The sequence below is a fragment of the Acidisarcina polymorpha genome (genome assembly GCF_003330725.1).
In the GTDB taxonomy this organism is placed as follows: Bacteria; Acidobacteriota; Terriglobia; order Terriglobales; family Acidobacteriaceae; genus Acidisarcina; species Acidisarcina polymorpha.
In genome coordinates this window covers 276,148-290,793 of the sequence record NZ_CP030840.1, presented here as the reverse complement: position 1 = coordinate 290,793, position 14,646 = coordinate 276,148, and the positions used below count along the sequence as shown (strand labels likewise).

13 protein-coding genes are annotated in these 14,646 nt (G+C 55.4%); 4 read left to right on the top strand and 9 right to left on the bottom strand.

Going from position 1 to position 14,646, the window contains the following annotated elements; translation table 11 throughout:
• Nucleotides 1-46: 46 nt before the first annotated feature.
• The 3 genes from ACPOL_RS01350 to ACPOL_RS01340 all read right to left on the bottom strand — a co-directional run bounded on the left by ACPOL_RS01350 (nucleotide 47) and on the right by ACPOL_RS01340 (nucleotide 3,026).
• Nucleotides 47-583 carry a DinB family protein gene (locus ACPOL_RS01350; protein WP_114205465.1) on the bottom strand — a complete coding sequence of 179 codons (537 nt, stop codon included), beginning with the start codon at nucleotides 581-583 and terminating at the stop codon, nucleotides 47-49.
• A gap of 50 nt (nucleotides 584-633) precedes the next feature.
• Nucleotides 634-2,025 (bottom strand): FAD-dependent oxidoreductase, encoded by a 1,392-nt coding sequence (locus ACPOL_RS01345; RefSeq protein ID WP_114205464.1) that lies wholly within the window; start codon nucleotides 2,023-2,025, stop codon nucleotides 634-636.
• Nucleotides 2,026-2,150: 125 nt separating this feature from the next.
• Nucleotides 2,151-3,026, bottom strand: a complete 876-nt coding sequence (locus ACPOL_RS01340) for an alpha/beta hydrolase (RefSeq protein WP_114205463.1) — start codon at nucleotides 3,024-3,026, stop codon at nucleotides 2,151-2,153.
• Between the two features lie 596 nt (nucleotides 3,027-3,622).
• On the opposite strand from ACPOL_RS01340, the gene ACPOL_RS01335 reads away from it, so the two are divergent.
• The 4 genes from ACPOL_RS01335 to ACPOL_RS01320 all read left to right on the top strand — a co-directional run bounded on the left by ACPOL_RS01335 (nucleotide 3,623) and on the right by ACPOL_RS01320 (nucleotide 7,306).
• Nucleotides 3,623-4,441: an alpha/beta fold hydrolase gene (locus ACPOL_RS01335; RefSeq protein ID WP_114210545.1), complete on the top strand. Its 819-nt coding sequence runs from the start codon at nucleotides 3,623-3,625 to the stop codon at nucleotides 4,439-4,441.
• A 107-nt stretch (nucleotides 4,442-4,548) separates the two neighbouring features.
• Nucleotides 4,549-5,229, top strand: coding sequence for a hypothetical protein (locus ACPOL_RS01330; RefSeq protein WP_114205462.1), 681 nt, complete (start codon nucleotides 4,549-4,551; stop codon nucleotides 5,227-5,229).
• A 55-nt stretch (nucleotides 5,230-5,284) separates the two neighbouring features.
• Nucleotides 5,285-5,677, top strand: coding sequence for a nuclear transport factor 2 family protein (locus ACPOL_RS01325; RefSeq protein ID WP_114205461.1), 393 nt, complete (start codon nucleotides 5,285-5,287; stop codon nucleotides 5,675-5,677).
• 3 nt (nucleotides 5,678-5,680) lie between these two features.
• On the top strand, nucleotides 5,681-7,306 hold the full coding sequence (locus ACPOL_RS01320; RefSeq protein WP_114205460.1) for an MFS transporter: 1,626 nt from the start codon (nucleotides 5,681-5,683) through the stop codon (nucleotides 7,304-7,306).
• A gap of 54 nt (nucleotides 7,307-7,360) precedes the next feature.
• On the opposite strand, the gene ACPOL_RS01315 is transcribed toward ACPOL_RS01320, so the two are convergent.
• The 6 genes from ACPOL_RS01315 to ACPOL_RS01285 form a co-directional block, all read right to left on the bottom strand.
• The gene (locus tag ACPOL_RS01315) at nucleotides 7,361-8,044 is read right to left on the bottom strand and encodes a hypothetical protein (RefSeq protein ID WP_114205459.1); all 684 of its coding nucleotides are present in this window, start codon (nucleotides 8,042-8,044) and stop codon (nucleotides 7,361-7,363) included.
• A gap of 58 nt (nucleotides 8,045-8,102) precedes the next feature.
• A complete protein-coding gene (locus tag ACPOL_RS35930; protein ID WP_161557128.1) occupies nucleotides 8,103-8,690 on the bottom strand; it encodes an RNA polymerase sigma factor in 588 nt (195 codons plus the stop codon).
• 191 nt (nucleotides 8,691-8,881) lie between these two features.
• Nucleotides 8,882-9,793 carry an NmrA family NAD(P)-binding protein gene (locus ACPOL_RS01305; protein ID WP_114205457.1) on the bottom strand — a complete coding sequence of 304 codons (912 nt, stop codon included), beginning with the start codon at nucleotides 9,791-9,793 and terminating at the stop codon, nucleotides 8,882-8,884.
• 533 nt (nucleotides 9,794-10,326) lie between these two features.
• On the bottom strand, nucleotides 10,327-11,523 hold the full coding sequence (locus tag ACPOL_RS01295; protein WP_114205455.1) for an HlyD family secretion protein: 1,197 nt from the start codon (nucleotides 11,521-11,523) through the stop codon (nucleotides 10,327-10,329).
• Nucleotides 11,523-13,016 carry a TolC family protein gene (locus ACPOL_RS01290; protein ID WP_114205454.1) on the bottom strand — a complete coding sequence of 498 codons (1,494 nt, stop codon included), beginning with the start codon at nucleotides 13,014-13,016 and terminating at the stop codon, nucleotides 11,523-11,525. Before ACPOL_RS01290 ends, ACPOL_RS01295 begins: the two co-directional genes overlap by 1 nt.
• Entirely contained in the window at nucleotides 13,013-14,626 is a 1,614-nt protein-coding gene (locus ACPOL_RS01285) for an MFS transporter (RefSeq protein WP_114205453.1), read from the bottom strand. Before ACPOL_RS01285 ends, ACPOL_RS01290 begins: the two co-directional genes overlap by 4 nt.
• Nucleotides 14,627-14,646: the final 20 nt, after the last annotated feature.

The following is a 14,646-nucleotide window of genomic DNA, read 5'->3' as shown; positions in this document are numbered from 1 at the left end:
CGCGTCGACGCTGGGGACCCGACGAATGGATCTTTAGTTCGAGCCATTAGTGCCATTCCCTTTGGTCGTCGGCCGACGGGCCGTAGATGCTCGGGACCTTACCACCCATGGGACGGATGTAGGTAGTCAACTGGCCGCGGTGATGAATCGTATCGAACAGAGCAATCCATAGAAGCCCACCCAAAGTATCCCTTAGTAGGATTTCGTCCTTCCCCTGGATCAACCAGGCTCGATGATTCCAACTGTCATCGTCCAAGGCGCCAAGCTGAGCTCTCAATTCGCCGTGGTCTCGTTCGTAGGTAGCCACAGTGTGAAAACGATCATCCAAGGTGGTTGGTTCTTGCCAGTGCATCCCAGTGTAAGAGCTCTTCTTGTTGTCGCAGAGTTGAATACAGCTCCGCTGAGCCGAGATGAGCAGCGCAACTAGCTGTGCCGCTGAACGCGAAAGAGGATGCGGTCGGAAGTCTAATAGATCGATCGGCAATGCCGCGATCACATTGACAAAGGCAGAGTGTTCTTGCTGCCAACGTTTGATAAAAAACTCTCGATTACTAAGCTGCGCGCCAAATCCGTGTGTTGCCATAGCAAGTCCTTTCCATTTCCGCAGAACGTTGTGAGGGCTTTACCGGACCGTCAACGTCGTGGCTCCACTTCTGAAAAGAGAAAGACGAGGCCCTCGGCCATCGTCGGATGTGTAAATGTGGCGTCACGCAAGGTTGTATAAGGAAGACCGGCCAGCATTGCAACTTGCACGATGGCCATGACCTCGCCCGCCTCCGGTCCAATCATGGAGAAGCCCAGAATGCAGTCCCCTCCCACTTCAAGCAGTGCCTTCATGAACCCGTGGCTCTCATCGAGGGTGCGGGTTCTTAGCACAGCAGCCATGGGTAACTTGGTTACTCGTACAGGTATTCCGCGACGGCGAGCCTCCTCTTCTGTCAAACCAATCTGCGAGACCGGTGGATCGGTGAAGAGACAGGAGGGTACCAGGCGGCCGGCTGTCGTCCGATCAATGCCGGCGAGATTGTCACGAATCACACGGAAATCATCGTAGGAAATATGAGTAAACTGCGGACTCCCTGCGCATTCCCCGATTGCCCATATACCCGCAGCGGTCGTCTGGAGACGATCATCCACTTTCACATACCCCTGTTCAGTGAGCTGAACACCAGCGATCTCTAGACCTATTGAGGTGGTGTTCGGGGCTCGGCCGGTCGCGACGAGGATATCGCTTCCTGCAACCGTGGTTTCGCCAGCATCAGTTTTTACGCGCAAAGTGACGCTAGAACCCGATGTCCCCGCCACCCTCAGAGTCTCGGAGACGGCAATCACTTCGATTTCCTCTTTGAGTAACGTTTCAAGTAGAGAGCCAGCGATATCTGCATCCTGATTCGTCAACAACTGCGACCCTCGGTGCAGGATCGTTACTCGGCTTCCGAAACGACGAAACGCCTGAGCGAACTCGAGCCCGACATATCCTCCCCCCAAGACGATAAGGTGCTCGGGGATGCGATCGAGTTGAAGAAGCTCGATATTGGTTAAAGGCCGAGCCTCTGCGAGGCCCGGCACCGGGGGGATAGAGGCGTGGGTTCCCAGGTTGAGGAAGATCCGCTCTGCTTTCAGTGTTCGAGTCCCACCGTCGTTTAGTTGGACTGCAAGCGTCTTCGGACCAACAAACTTTGCCTCACCCATCACAAGCTCAGTGCTACTACTCTTGTAGTGCTCCAAATTCGTAGCGATTAGGCCCTGCACCATTCTTCGCTTGCGCTCTTGGACCGCCTCCATGTCAGATGGGGGTTTGGTGGGAGCCACACCAAAGGTGCTTGCGTGCTGCGAGAGGTACGCGACCTTGGCACTCCAAATCTCGTTCTTACTCGGGAGGCAGTTTACATTCGGGCAGGATCCCCCGATCCAGCGCCGCTCGATTACAGCGACTTGTTGTCCAGACTGTGACAAATGCCAAGCGAGGTATTTGCCACCTTCGCCGCTGCCGATGACGACGTTTTCGTAGTTCTCCACAGTCATAACAAAACTTCCTTTCCATCGATCTCGTCGCGCTTCATCGCTCTGACCCTAGGAGCAAAACAGCTGCCGCGCGGCATAACGCAGCGCGGCAGAGGAAAGGGGCGCATAACGTTGGTCGCACGACATCAATGCGCAAGTGCAGGGAGTTCTTCGGGAATGTGCGCGGTCACTACCAAATGAGCGTTGATCCAGCCAATGATGTCGGCCAAAACCACTTCCTTATCCACATCGTTCAGGAGGTCGTGGAATCCGCCCTCATAGAGCTTGAGCGTTTTGTCGGGAGAGCCAGCATTGTCGTAGAAGTGCTGGCTACCACTTGGCCGTGTGTTCTTATCTTCTGTTCCATGAAGAATGAGAACAGGCAGCGTGATCTGCGGGAGGTCCTGCTTGAGGCGTTCGTCCGCCCGAACCATCGCGGCCATGGTCTGTGTAGGCTGAGTCTCGTTCTCAATCAGCGGATCGTTGTTCATCGCTTCTACAACAACAGGATCCCTTGAGAATCGCTCATTCGGGAGATGAAGGATGTGTGCGTGCGGAGCGAGATGGCTCAATCCTTTGAAGACTGACAAAACAAATTCGGGAGCGGGTAGCTCGTGGGCGAAACTCTCGCAGATTAGCCCCGTTAGATCGGCTGGGTGATCGAGCGTGTATAGACACGCGACGACACCTCCGGCGCTATGACCGAGCATGAACATCGGGAGCGCCGGTTCCCGGGTTTTCACGATCTCCATGACCGCCTCGACGTCACGCACGTAGTCATCGAACGATTCAACAAAGAATCGCTCGCCTTCAGAGTTACCTCTGCCACGAAGATCGACCGCGTATACGGATAGGCCGTCGGCAACGAGGTGCTCGGCTACATGTTCGTAGTACCCGCTATGAGCGTTGAATCCAGGCACAATGACTACGGTGGCGCGGGCTTTCGTTTCAGGACGCCAGGACCGAAAGAATATTTTCAGGTCATCTGCGCCCTGTATTGTTTCTTGGCTTTTCAAACTCATGAGATTCTCCTGACTGCTTTATTGGTTTCTGGTGACGCTGATCCGGCAGTTACGCCCACAGACATGTCTGTTGTGACCATAGAGCCGAGTCGCATAATCTCTCTTTGCCAAAGCGGCTAGGTTTTGTCGAAAGAAAGGACTAATCCGAACGTGTTTCAACCACGCTTGCACCGTAGGTCGGGAGTGCGAAGGCCGCCGAAACATCGAAGCTGAATTCGTCAAAATACAGTTGCAATCAGAAAGAGGATCGCTTTCTCTTTCGGTAGCTTAGAGAACAGTCAGAAACGATCAACTGGGGCGAAACACTTCAAAGCTGCGGAAATGCGCCACGCGCAATAATTACGGCTGCTGATCGTCGACATCCATTTATACGTGCGGAATCCCAGGAGAACGACATGTCAAACCTTGAGAACAAATTGCTGGAAGAGAGTGAAGACCGCGTTCAACATGTCGATGGGACAAGCCAGTTTTCACGCAGAACTATCCTGATCGGCGGCGCTGCAATGGCCACATCGTTGGCGCTTCCGCTTGAGTCTTTCGCTTCACAACACGCCACGGAAAATTCCTTTTCGAGGCCACACTCTGGAGAGGATTCACTGGACATGCTTAAGGTCAAAGACGGAACATCCATCTACTACAAAGACTGGGGCGCGGGTCAGCCGATCGTCTTCTCACATGGTTGGCCGCTAACGGCAGACGCCTGGGATGCGCAGATGCTCTTCTTCGGCGAGCAAGGGTATCGGGTCATCGCTCACGATCGTCGGGGCCACGGCCGTTCGGGCCAGTCCTGGAACGGGAATGATATGGATACCTATGCCGACGATCTTTCGGAGCTGATCGAGAAATTGAACTTAAAGGATGCTGTCCTGGTTGGCCATTCGACCGGCGGGGGCGAAGTTGGCCGGTACCTCGGACGGCACGGCAGCAAGCGCGTATCGAAAGCAGTCCTCATCTCAGCTGTAACGCCGTTCATGCTCGGGACTCCCGATCATCCCGGAGCCCCCATGTCGGTCTTTGACGGATTGCGACAAGGCGTTGTGAACAATCGCGCCGAGTTTTTCCGTGGGCTTTCCGTTCCGTTCTATGGTTACAATCGACCGGATGCGAAGGTTTCGGAAGGCATCAAGAATTCCTTCTGGCTTCAGGGAATGATGGGTTCCGTGAAAGGCGAACTAGACTCCATCAAGGCATTCTCCGAGACGGACTTTCGGGAGGATCTGAAAAAGATCACGGTCCCGACGCTGGTCCTGCAGGGCGACGATGATCAAATTGTCCCTTTGCAGATCTCGTCGCCTCTCACCGCCAAGCTGGTCAAAAACTCCACGCTGAAGATTTACCCTGGTCAGCCACATGGGCTTTGCACCACCTTCGCCGATCAGGTCAACGCTGATGTGCTTGCGTTCATCAAGGGTTGAGTTTTGGGGCTGGCTCCAGACGGCGCGAGGGAGAGTACTAGAGCCCCTTGCGCCCCGTTATTGACTGAGCTGGGCAGCAAGATTGCCAAGTAGGGTATGCCTTCGATATGACGACTCGTAGAACTTTCATCGCCGCGACGATTGCCACAGCAGCTTCGTTGGCGAGCAGCTCAGGCCAAACTTCAGGCGCTTTAGCCGGAGGCGCGGCGGAGTCAGAACACAAGCTCGGAAAGACGGAAAGGGGCAAACATATGCAGGACCAAGCAGAGGATCCAAGGATCACCAGAGCGCGGCTCTCAGGGCCGGAGCAGGTTACGAAGAACGCAACCGTGGCCGAACTTGGGCCGAACGGGGTCATGAAGGTCTTGGTTCAAGGATCGAACGAGTGGGTGTGCGTCCCAGGAGACGAGAATCGAATTGGTTCGCCGCCAATGTGTATGAATCCGCTCGGTATGCAGTGGATGATGGATGCAATGCAGGGCAAGCCGAAGCCGACGAATGCAGCGCCCGGCATGATTTATATGCTCTGCGGCGCAACTCAGCGGAGTAATACGGACGCACGAGACACGACAAGTCCCGCGATCCCGATCGGCCCTCACTGGATGATTACCTGGCCGTTCGATGCTCAGGCCAATGGACTTCCAACTACGGTCCGGGATAGAGGAGCGTGGGTGATGTTCTCAGGAACGCCCTATTCCTACCTGCACGTCTGCGGGAGTCCTTGGGAAGGTAACGAATATCATGTCGGCGACAAGGCTGTATGGACCATGGACTACGCCCGACCATGAACCGCAAGTGACCGGCATTAAATCTTTACCCCACACCCATTAGAATTGAGATCCGATGAGTGACGAGATAACTGCAAGGAACAGGGCGATTGCTATCGAGGCGATCACAGGGGTCTTTATCAAACGAGACACCGATGTGCCCCAAAAGCTGTTCAATATGAACTACACGCAACACAACCCTACAATTGCGAATGGCAGTGTTGCTATCCCTGAGCTGATTCGTGCGTTGCCGGCCGAATTTAGGTACGAAATGGGCATGGTCATCGCTGAAGGCGAGTTCGTCGCCATTCACGGGCGATACACGGGTTGGGCACCCAAACCTTTGATTGCTGTCGATATCTTTCGGGTCGTCGCCGGCAAGCTCGTTGAGCATTGGGATGTAATGCAGGAGGAGGTGCCGCCTGAGAAAACAGTCAGCGGCAACGCCATGTTCATTCCAGCGGAATAACTTATGACATCTGCCGTTTCTCGGTCGCCGATGAGTCCGCCATGTGTCGCAGCCGGGGTCCAGGCCGCAGCGGACTCGCGGTGCCTTGCCTCCGATCGACGATCAATCCTCGTACTCACTGTGCTGGGATCATCCATGGCATTCATGGACGGGTCCGTTGTGAATGTGGCTTTACCGACGCTTCAGGCTAGTTTTAGGGCCACTTCCTCCCACATCCTCTGGGTTGCCCAGGCCTATTCTCTTCTAGGCTCGGCGCTGCTTCTGTTATGCGGAGCTTTGGGCGATCGCTTCGGCCGAACGCGAATGTACCTGTTGGGTGTCGCTGTATTCGCTCTAGCCTCGATCGGCTGTGCAGCGTCGTTGAACCTTACCGAGCTGATCTTGACGCGTGCAATCCAAGGCTTCGGCGCAGCACTACTGATCCCGCAAGCGCTCGCAATACTTTCTGATACCTACCCAGAAGGCGAGCGCGCCGAGGCCATCGGAGCGTGGTCAGCTTGGACTTCTGTTTCGATCGCAATTGGCCCCATAGTCGGCGGATGGCTAATCCAGGTGTCTAGCTGGCGAGCGATCTTCCTTCTCAATATTCCCCTGACTGTTTGGATAATGTGGCTCGCCCCCAAGCTTAGGCGCGCAACAGCTGCCCGTTCGGCAGCCGCCCCTGCTCCTCTGGATTATCGGGGCGCAGCGCTCAACATTCTAGGATTCGCCGCGATCGTTTTCGCCCTGTCTTTCGTGCCGCAACTCGGCTGGAAAGATCCGCGCATCGGGCTCTCGCTTTTCGCTGGATTGGTTTTGCTTATTGTCTTCGTTCTGTCACAACGAAGTAGCAAAAACCCTCTCGTTCCGCTCTCGTTGTTTCGAAGTTCCGCATTTTCTGGTGCAAATGCCCTGACCTTCCTTGCCTATGGGGCGCTCGGCGGGGCGTTCTACATTGTTCCGTACTTCCTGATTGGCGCACGGCATCTCTTGCCCAGCTCCGCGGGCGCTGCTTTTTTGCCGATGATTGCGATCATGTTCGCCTTTTCCGGAAGGGTCGGTACGATAGCTGCCAAAGTAGGTGAAGTAAAGTTCATGGTGGCGGGCTCAGCCCTGACAGCGGGAGGTTTCGCCTTATTAGGCTTGGTCTCGAAGGAAGCCCATTACTCTTATGGCTTTCTGCCTGGAGTCCTGGTATTGGGTGTGGGCATCACTTTGACCGTTGCACCTCTCACGTCTTTTCTCATGTCCTCCATCGCCGCCAGCCGCAGGGGGGTCGCATCCGCAGTGAACAACTCTGTATCCAGGCTTGGCGGTCTCATCTCAGTCTCAATCGTGGCCGTGGCTGTGAGCCACACGTTCAACCATGAGTTTGGAAGGCAAATGCAATCGTCGGGCTTACCGGTCGAGATGCAACGCATACTCGTCCACTCAGAAGGGCTGATGCTTGCTATCCCGATCCCTCAACAGTTTGGGTCTTCGCCGGCGTTGCGTGCGGAAGAAATGGTAGAAAGCTCGTTTGTAACCGCCTACCGGCATGTGATGTTCGGCTGTGCGCTAACCACCCTCGTCGGCACACTTGTAATCCTGACGACAGTGCGGAAGTCCGAAAACGCGCTGGGTGTCGCTGAGACTGAGGGCCGTCTCTAAAAGCCTTAGGGCGAGGTATCCAAGCGACTGGCTACAGAGCACCCAGAGACAAAGTTATTGGGGCAAGCTCATTGAAGACGTTAGCTTTCTAAAGAGCGCAAAATGGCACAGCAGAACAGCTGGAACGATGAACGCGGGCAGCAGCACGAACGGGAAATGAAGAATAGCGACTGTCGGCTGATCAAAGGCGAAGCGCTGGAAGCGAAACGGAGCGGAGAGCATCGCTCGGCCGAGAGCGTTGAGCACACTGAGTAGACAGAGGGCGTTCCAAATGAACAAACCTCTTCTTCCCATCTTTCCGGTGTTGAACGCCCACCACACGAAAGGCACCGTTACACCGGCCAGGATATCGAGATTACCAGCCTCAAACGTCATCAGTGCGGGTACTTGTTTGTACAGGAATAGCCAGTAGAGAGTCGCCTCCACAAAGATCCGGATCGTGTGTACGAGGATGCACCACTTCAGGTCCATCCGATCAACGAAGCGCCTACCAGCTCCCGTGAGGAATAAGCCAGCAATTAGAAGGATGGGCGGGGCGACCACAAGGATGAAATGTGGCGGGATCGTGCTCGTGATCAGGTAAAAGCCACTGACTGCGATAACCGATTGCAACACCATCCAAACCAGCGAAACCACGATCGCCGGCTTGGACCCGCGAACGGCTTTGCCAAACAAGAAGAGAGCCAGAGCACTGACTCCCAGAAAAAAGACACCGATAGGAAGCGGGAGGTAAATCATCGGCGAACTCCTTGGTTGCAAATTTGTGGCGATGCGTGCAACAACATCGTGGAGAAGACTATCGACATGCGGTCATAACCGGGGATCTCTCCAGAGCTTGACGTGCCCGTCGCAAACGAGATTTAGCAGCCGGTACCGACAAGCTGCTTTGTTCCGCGAGTTCGGCCATCGTGTAGTCGTGGTGACGGTAGGCGTCGACCACGGAACGCAGTGAGGGTTTCAACCGGGACACTGCAATTGACAGTAACTCACGCCTCTCCCGTACGACGTAAGAAGCCTCGATACTGATCGTTCGGTCGGGTATGCCATCTAGCCTGGAAAGACCGTGTTCGTTGGGATCATCGAGAGACACGCTAGGTCTCGTTCGCTGCCTTCGCAACTGCATCAAGCATGTGTTGATCACGATTCGAGTCAGCCAGGTCGAAACGGCAGAACGTCCATTGAAGGTCTCGATGCGCCGGTAGGCCTTCAGGAAAGAGTCTTGCACGGCGTCTTCGCCATCTTCTCTGTTCCGCAGGATATGAATGGCCGTGTTCAGTAGACGCTTCTCGTGCCTACCTCGAAGAATCTCGAAGGCTTCATGACTTCCTATCCTGATCTGTTCTACAAGGCGATCGTCAGGTACATGTTGGCTCCCTACCCCCATTCGGGTGTCTCGAGCCGCATTCGATGATCTGAGTCCGTTGTACATTTGCGGCCCCTGGTGTGAAAACAATAATCGTCACACATGCGACTACTTTAGGGATAAGATCTCGACGCGGGATACGAACTAGCCGTTTGAATCAACCGCGTCGGCTGCGGGCGGTATTGGCGCGTCTAACTGGGGGCTGGTTATCTCTAACCGGCTGCCTTGGAGTTCGGGGTAACCTCGAACGCGGCCTTGTGCTTGGTGACGAACTCCTGGATGGTCATCGGTCGGCGTCCCGTAATCCGCTCAACATCGTCGTTCGTTCCGCCGGTTATCCCATTCTGACAATCCAAAGCCACTGCCCCGATGTGCTGGGTAAAGAAGGGCGAGGAGTAGTCTGGGAGCTTCCCGAGAATCGCTAAGAACTCATCGACTTCGAGCGGAGTGTACGTGATGGTGCGTCCCAGCACTTCACTCGCCGCGGCGGCTATCCCATATACGTCAAGTTCGACGGGCCCAAGCAACTTGTAGAGATGGCCTGCGTGGGGAGCGGGATCTGCCAAAATCTTTGCAATCACGCGTCCCTGATCCTCCGTAGTGATCGGCGCAAACTTTCCGCGACCGAATGGCAGCGCGAGTGTGTCCTTGGTCGCATAGTCCTTCCAAGAGAAGGGATAAAGCAACCACTCGGCGAACAGGGTTGGCCGAAGGTGGGTGACAGGTACACCGGACCAGTCGAACACCTGCTCGGCGAGCCAATGGCTCTGAGCCGCATGGCTCTTAGAATCGCGTCTTGAGGTCATTTGGGAGGTGTAGACGATGGCACCAACCCCCGCTTCCTTTCCTGCCTGTCCGAAGGCGACCGTTGCCTCCAGGAGTTGTGGGGCAAGAGGGTAGACAAAATATGCAGCACCAACGCCTTCCATCGCGGCGCGAACGCTATCGATATCCAGGAGATTGCCTACCGCGATCTCCGCCCCCAGGGAGCGCAATTCGTCGGCCCGCGCGTCGTCCTTCAGGACAAATGCTCGTACTTCATGTCCTTCATCGCGAAGGAAGCGCGTCGCCGCGCCGCCGGTTCCCCCGGTCGCGCCGGTCACCAAAATCTTTGACTTTGTCATTTGATCTCCTTTGTTCCGCCCTGGTTGAACAGATACCAGACCAGCTACCAAAGACAGTGTCCCCGGTTGCCAATACAGCGAGACTACTGACCTTGCTCCAAGAAAGATTTTCAAATCGCACTGCATTTTGGCAGTGCTGCTGCCAAATGGTTTCATTCTTTAAGGCGAACTTCTCCCGCCCTAGAGTTTGGCGTTGATCCCTATCGTCTGCGACAAATCACAGGCGTTTTCGCAAAGAACTCCACCCCTTGTTCTTCTATCGTTGCTGCTTGTACGTCATCTATCTGCGATAGATCAAGCGGCGCTAAACACCATGAAAAATCCGTTGCGGGCGATCTCACAAGCGTTCATCCTCACCGTTGGTATCACACCTCCGACACTGCAAAGGAGCGCGGCGCGCTCATCTTTGTGTCGACTCTGCTGGTGGGGATGGTGGTTCTGGCTGTGTTTGTGTTCTTCGTACTCATACGCCATCTCTAGCCTGGCGAATCACAGGCTTCGTGGATAGAGGCGAGGACAGGTCCGATCTTGAGCTATGGGCTCACTCGAACTGAAACTTCGATCGACATACCGGGTAACAAGAGCGGGCCCGCCGCTTCAAGACCATTCAGCCGAATCCGCACAGGGAGGCGCTGCACGACCTTCACATAGTTGCCGGTTGCATTGTCTGGGGCGATCACTGAGTACTTGGAACCGGTAGCCCCTCCGATACTTTCTACAGTTCCTTGGAAATCACGAGCTATCGAATCGACGTGCACAGTTGCAGGCTGGCCAATGCGCATCTTCTTCATCTGCGTTTCCCGAAAGTTGGCAATGGCCCACACGTCCTTAGGCGGTGCGAGAGTTAGCATCAATTGATTGGCTGCCACTCGCTGTCCAACTTCCATAGATTTACGACCCACGATTCCACTGACAGGTGCGACCAGATTGGTGTAGCCGAGGTCAAGCTGCGCATTCCAAAGCGCGGCTTGCGATTTCTTTGTTTCACCTGAAGCGCGGAGCACGTTTGCACGCGCACTCGCGATCGACTCTGGAGCGGTTTCGGCCATGCGAAGATCACTTTGCCGCTCTTTGATTTTTTGGCGTGATGCCTCAATCCTTTGATCAGCGCTGGCGCTGTTGGCCTGAGCGGCTGCAAGAAGTGCCGCGGTACTTTTAGCATCCGTCGCGCGCTGATCGTACTCGGATCGCGAGATTTCGTGTGTCGCCACAAGGGCTTGATATCGGACCCTATCATCTTCTGCTCTGCGATAATTCGCCTCGGTCTGAGCAACCGTCGCTTCGGCTGCGGTCTTTTGAGATAAGGCAGATTCCAAGTCTGCATCTGCCTCCGCAAGCGAGGCCTGAGCTGAGGTCAGCCTGCTCAAGGCGGTCGCTGAAGCGATAGGTAGGTTTAGCGCTGCGGCATGCTCCTGCGCTTCGGAAGCCTGTACTTCGCCTTCTAATCGATTGACTGTTGGTTGATAGTCGTTGGGGTCCAGATGTGCGATCACGGTGCCAGCCGTCACGTAGTACGTATCTTCAACATTTGGGTTTACCCAGGTGATGGTCCCTCCGATTCGAGTGTTAATCGGGTGAACGTGGCCGTCTATCTGCGCGTCATCCGTGCTCACCTCGTTGGGATGAACCACAAAATACAGGCCCAAGAGCGCGCTTATGAGTACCGCGACAAATAACGCGACGAGCAGAGTATTGCTAGCCTTCCCGCCTTTGGTCTCGGTCAATGCCATTAGTGTGCCCCCAGATACGATAAGTAGTCTTGCTCTGCTGTGCCAGTGGCTCGGATGAGCATAAGTTTCGCGACCTGATGCGCGTAGATGCTGGCAATCCGGTTATCCTCGGCCTCCGCCACGGACTGCTGAGCTTGGATGAGGTCGGCCGCATTCGACACACCGACGTCGAATCGGTCCTTTGCCTGGCGAAGGCCTTCGACCGCCAGGGCTTGATTCTCCAGGGATACTTCGACACTCTTGCTGGCAGCTGTCAAATCCAGAAGGGCAGTCCGGACATCGAAGCCTGCCCTTGCCTGCGTGTCGGCGAACTCGGCTCTCCTCCGGTTAGCGGTTGCCTTTGCGCCCAGCACATCCGCCTCGATCCGCCTACCGGTAAAGATAGGCACTGAGATTCTCCCCTCGACGTCATAATCCCGATAGGGGTGTCCATAGGTGATGCCTGTTTCGCCGCCATTGGCGAGTACCTCGACGGACGGCAACCGCTGTGCTCGTTCCGCCTTCACACTCAGCTCAGCTGCATCGAGGCGCGCCCTCGCAGCTCGTAAGTCCTGGCGCTTTTCTGCGGCTTTCGATAGCAGTTCTGCCTGATTGGTGGAAGGGGTTTCAAGGTACCTCAACCCGTCTGTTAACGTGAACTCTTGCTCGATGGGTAGACCAATGATCCGAGTTAGGGCTAGCTTGTCCTTTTCCAGCGTGGTCGTCGCAAGAGTCACCCGAAGGTCTGCAGAACGCATAGCGACGTGCGCTCGTATCTCGTCAATCCGAGGAGAAAGGTCATGTACCACCCTGCTCGACAGAATGGACTCAATGGTCTTGGCGGTTGCGAACTGCGCTCGTGCGGTTTCCAGCCTAGTTTGACTCGCCGCGACTAGCAGGTAAGAACTGACTGAGGCCAGAACGACGATATTCCTGGCGTCGGCCATCGATGCAGCCGAGGCCTCCATCTCTTTGCTCGAAGCTTTCAGATCACGCAGTGCCGGGACATCTACAACTCGCTGTTGGAGTGTGGCGTGAGCCGTCTGGTAGTTATAGCCTTGGACGACGTGCGGTACGCCAAGCTTCTCCGTGCCCAAGGCGTCCATCACGAGATTTCTGTAGTCCTCAGTGGATTCGACCCCAATCTGCGGAAGCAACGTCGAGAGAGCGCGAAGCCTTGCAGCACGCGACCGCTGGTGATCTTGTTCCGAGTCGATGTAACCAAGGTTTGTTCGAAGTGCTAAGTCGACGGCGGCGCGTAAAGAGAGATCAAGAACCCCGGGGAACACCCGTCCTGTCGGCACGCTGCCAAGGAAGGGATTCTGCGATTGCACCGCAAATGCGCTTGGGTTGGTGGTGTTCTGACCGGGGTTGAAGGGACGAGGGGTGTCGACCGTATTTTGCGGGGAGCTCCCGCTTCCGGTACTTTGCGTTCGCCCATTTGTTGTCAAGCAAATTGCCCCACCGAGAGTGAAACAAACTGTACGACCAAACGACCACAATGACCTCTTCATGTGCGCCCTCCAGCGGCTTGCGGGAGGCTGGCAGAGGCCGGTTCGTCGAGAGAAGTTCGCGTGGGTGACGGGGCCGCCGCGCGATAGGAAAGAAGTGGAACGAAGAACACAGTGATCGCGGCCACAAACGCCATCGTGTAAAACGTATCGGCGTAACTCAATACCGAACTTTGCTTCCGGACCATCGCAGACAGAGTTCTGTCACTGAGAAAGGAAGCTTGAACAAGCACGGAAAGGTTCCGATTAACAAAGGCGTCGAAAAGCCTCGACGAATGAAGTGACATCCTTCGGTCGATGAGGACTGCCGATAAGGTGACCCCCATGGATGCGCCGAGTTGTCTGCATCCGTAATACATCGCGCGACCATTCGAAGCCTTTTGGTTGTCGACCGTTGCGAACGCCACAATCCCGAGGGTAGGGACAGACAGTCCAATGAATATCCCATTTAGTGCTAAGGGCAGCCACAGATCTCGATCGGGGGTATCAATCGTTACGAAATGCGCAAAGAGCAGTTGTGAAGCTATTTCCACGGCAAGAGCAAAAAGAAGTACGCCCGTCCCACCAATCTTCGCGAAGAGAGGAATGATTGAACGGAAGCAGCAAAGCACGAGGACAGAGGAGGCACCGCCAATGCTGAGAAGTACACCTGTCTGAAGTGCAGAATGAACTTCAAGATTCCGCAAATACTGGGGAATGACGTAGAGGCTGCCTGCCAGCAACACTCCGACGAGAAAACCCAGGATGGCGCCCCCGCGAGCTAGAGAATTGCGAAGGATCGCAAAATCAAGCAGAGGATATCTATTCCAGGAAGACAGTTCCCACAGCACAAAGACCGAGTTTGCGGTGACCCCCACGAGGAAAAAGGTGGTGAGCGTCGAAGACTCAAGCCAACCGTCTACCTCGCCGCGGCTCAGAGCGGTTTGCAGACATACAGCACCGAGAATGAGAAGTCCTATGCCAATTGAGTCGAGAGGCTTACGCGAATCCTCCTTCGCCCAGTGATTCGCTCCATGCCGATCAAACAACCACGCGGCCGTGAGTAACAGGATGGTTGGTACAACAAATAGGAATCTCCACGAAGCAACATCTGCGAGCCACCCACACACCACCGGCGACAAGAACCTACCAACAAAAAAGTAGGCGATGGCGTAACCAACCAGCGGTGTAGGACGAACCGTAGCTTCATATTGCTGTGTGAAGAAAACGAATGCTCGGACAAGAAACGCTCCTCCAGCGAATCCGGCGATGACGCGAAAGAGAAGAAAGGTACTCAGGTCGCTGCTGAGTGCACACCCCACCGACGCGACCGCATAAGACAGGGAGAGGGCTGTGAGGTAGTGCCGGTTTCCGTATTTGAGGGAGAGGCGATCTGACAGCGCGATAGAGACGGCAAACGCAGCCATGTATACCGTTAGGGCCCAACTAGCCTGGTCGCTAGAGGCGCTCAGCGTACCCGTAAGATCCGTAAGAGTCAGACTCACGCCAGACGTGGTCCAAGTCTCCGCCGCGCTGGCAAGTATCAGCGCGGCAAGCGTGGCGGCCCTGCTGACTTCCCCTGTTTTGTCAGCACCGACAGTCCCGATTGGCGGCGCATGAGCTGGCTGTGTCATCGTTCGACACTACGGGTTGG

Bases quoted from the DNA above. Each gene is read 5' to 3' on its own strand.
- ACPOL_RS01350 (WP_114205465.1), bottom strand. From the start codon at position 583: ATGGCAACACACGGATTTGGCGCGCAGCTTAGTAATCGAGAGTTTTTT.
- ACPOL_RS01345 (WP_114205464.1), bottom strand. From the start codon at position 2,025: ATGACTGTGGAGAACTACGAAAACGTCGTCATCGGCAGCGGCGAAGGT.
- ACPOL_RS01340 (WP_114205463.1), bottom strand. From the start codon at position 3,026: ATGAGTTTGAAAAGCCAAGAAACAATACAGGGCGCAGATGACCTGAAA.
- ACPOL_RS01330 (WP_114205462.1), top strand. From the start codon at position 4,549: ATGACGACTCGTAGAACTTTCATCGCCGCGACGATTGCCACAGCAGCT.
- ACPOL_RS01325 (WP_114205461.1), top strand. From the start codon at position 5,285: ATGAGTGACGAGATAACTGCAAGGAACAGGGCGATTGCTATCGAGGCG.
- ACPOL_RS01320 (WP_114205460.1), top strand. From the start codon at position 5,681: ATGACATCTGCCGTTTCTCGGTCGCCGATGAGTCCGCCATGTGTCGCA.
- ACPOL_RS01315 (WP_114205459.1), bottom strand. From the start codon at position 8,044: ATGATTTACCTCCCGCTTCCTATCGGTGTCTTTTTTCTGGGAGTCAGT.
- ACPOL_RS35930 (WP_161557128.1), bottom strand. From the start codon at position 8,690: ATGGGGGTAGGGAGCCAACATGTACCTGACGATCGCCTTGTAGAACAG.
- ACPOL_RS01305 (WP_114205457.1), bottom strand. From the start codon at position 9,793: ATGACAAAGTCAAAGATTTTGGTGACCGGCGCGACCGGGGGAACCGGC.
- ACPOL_RS01295 (WP_114205455.1), bottom strand. From the start codon at position 11,523: ATGGCATTGACCGAGACCAAAGGCGGGAAGGCTAGCAATACTCTGCTC.
- ACPOL_RS01290 (WP_114205454.1), bottom strand. From the start codon at position 13,016: ATGAAGAGGTCATTGTGGTCGTTTGGTCGTACAGTTTGTTTCACTCTC.
- ACPOL_RS01285 (WP_114205453.1), bottom strand. From the start codon at position 14,626: ATGACACAGCCAGCTCATGCGCCGCCAATCGGGACTGTCGGTGCTGAC.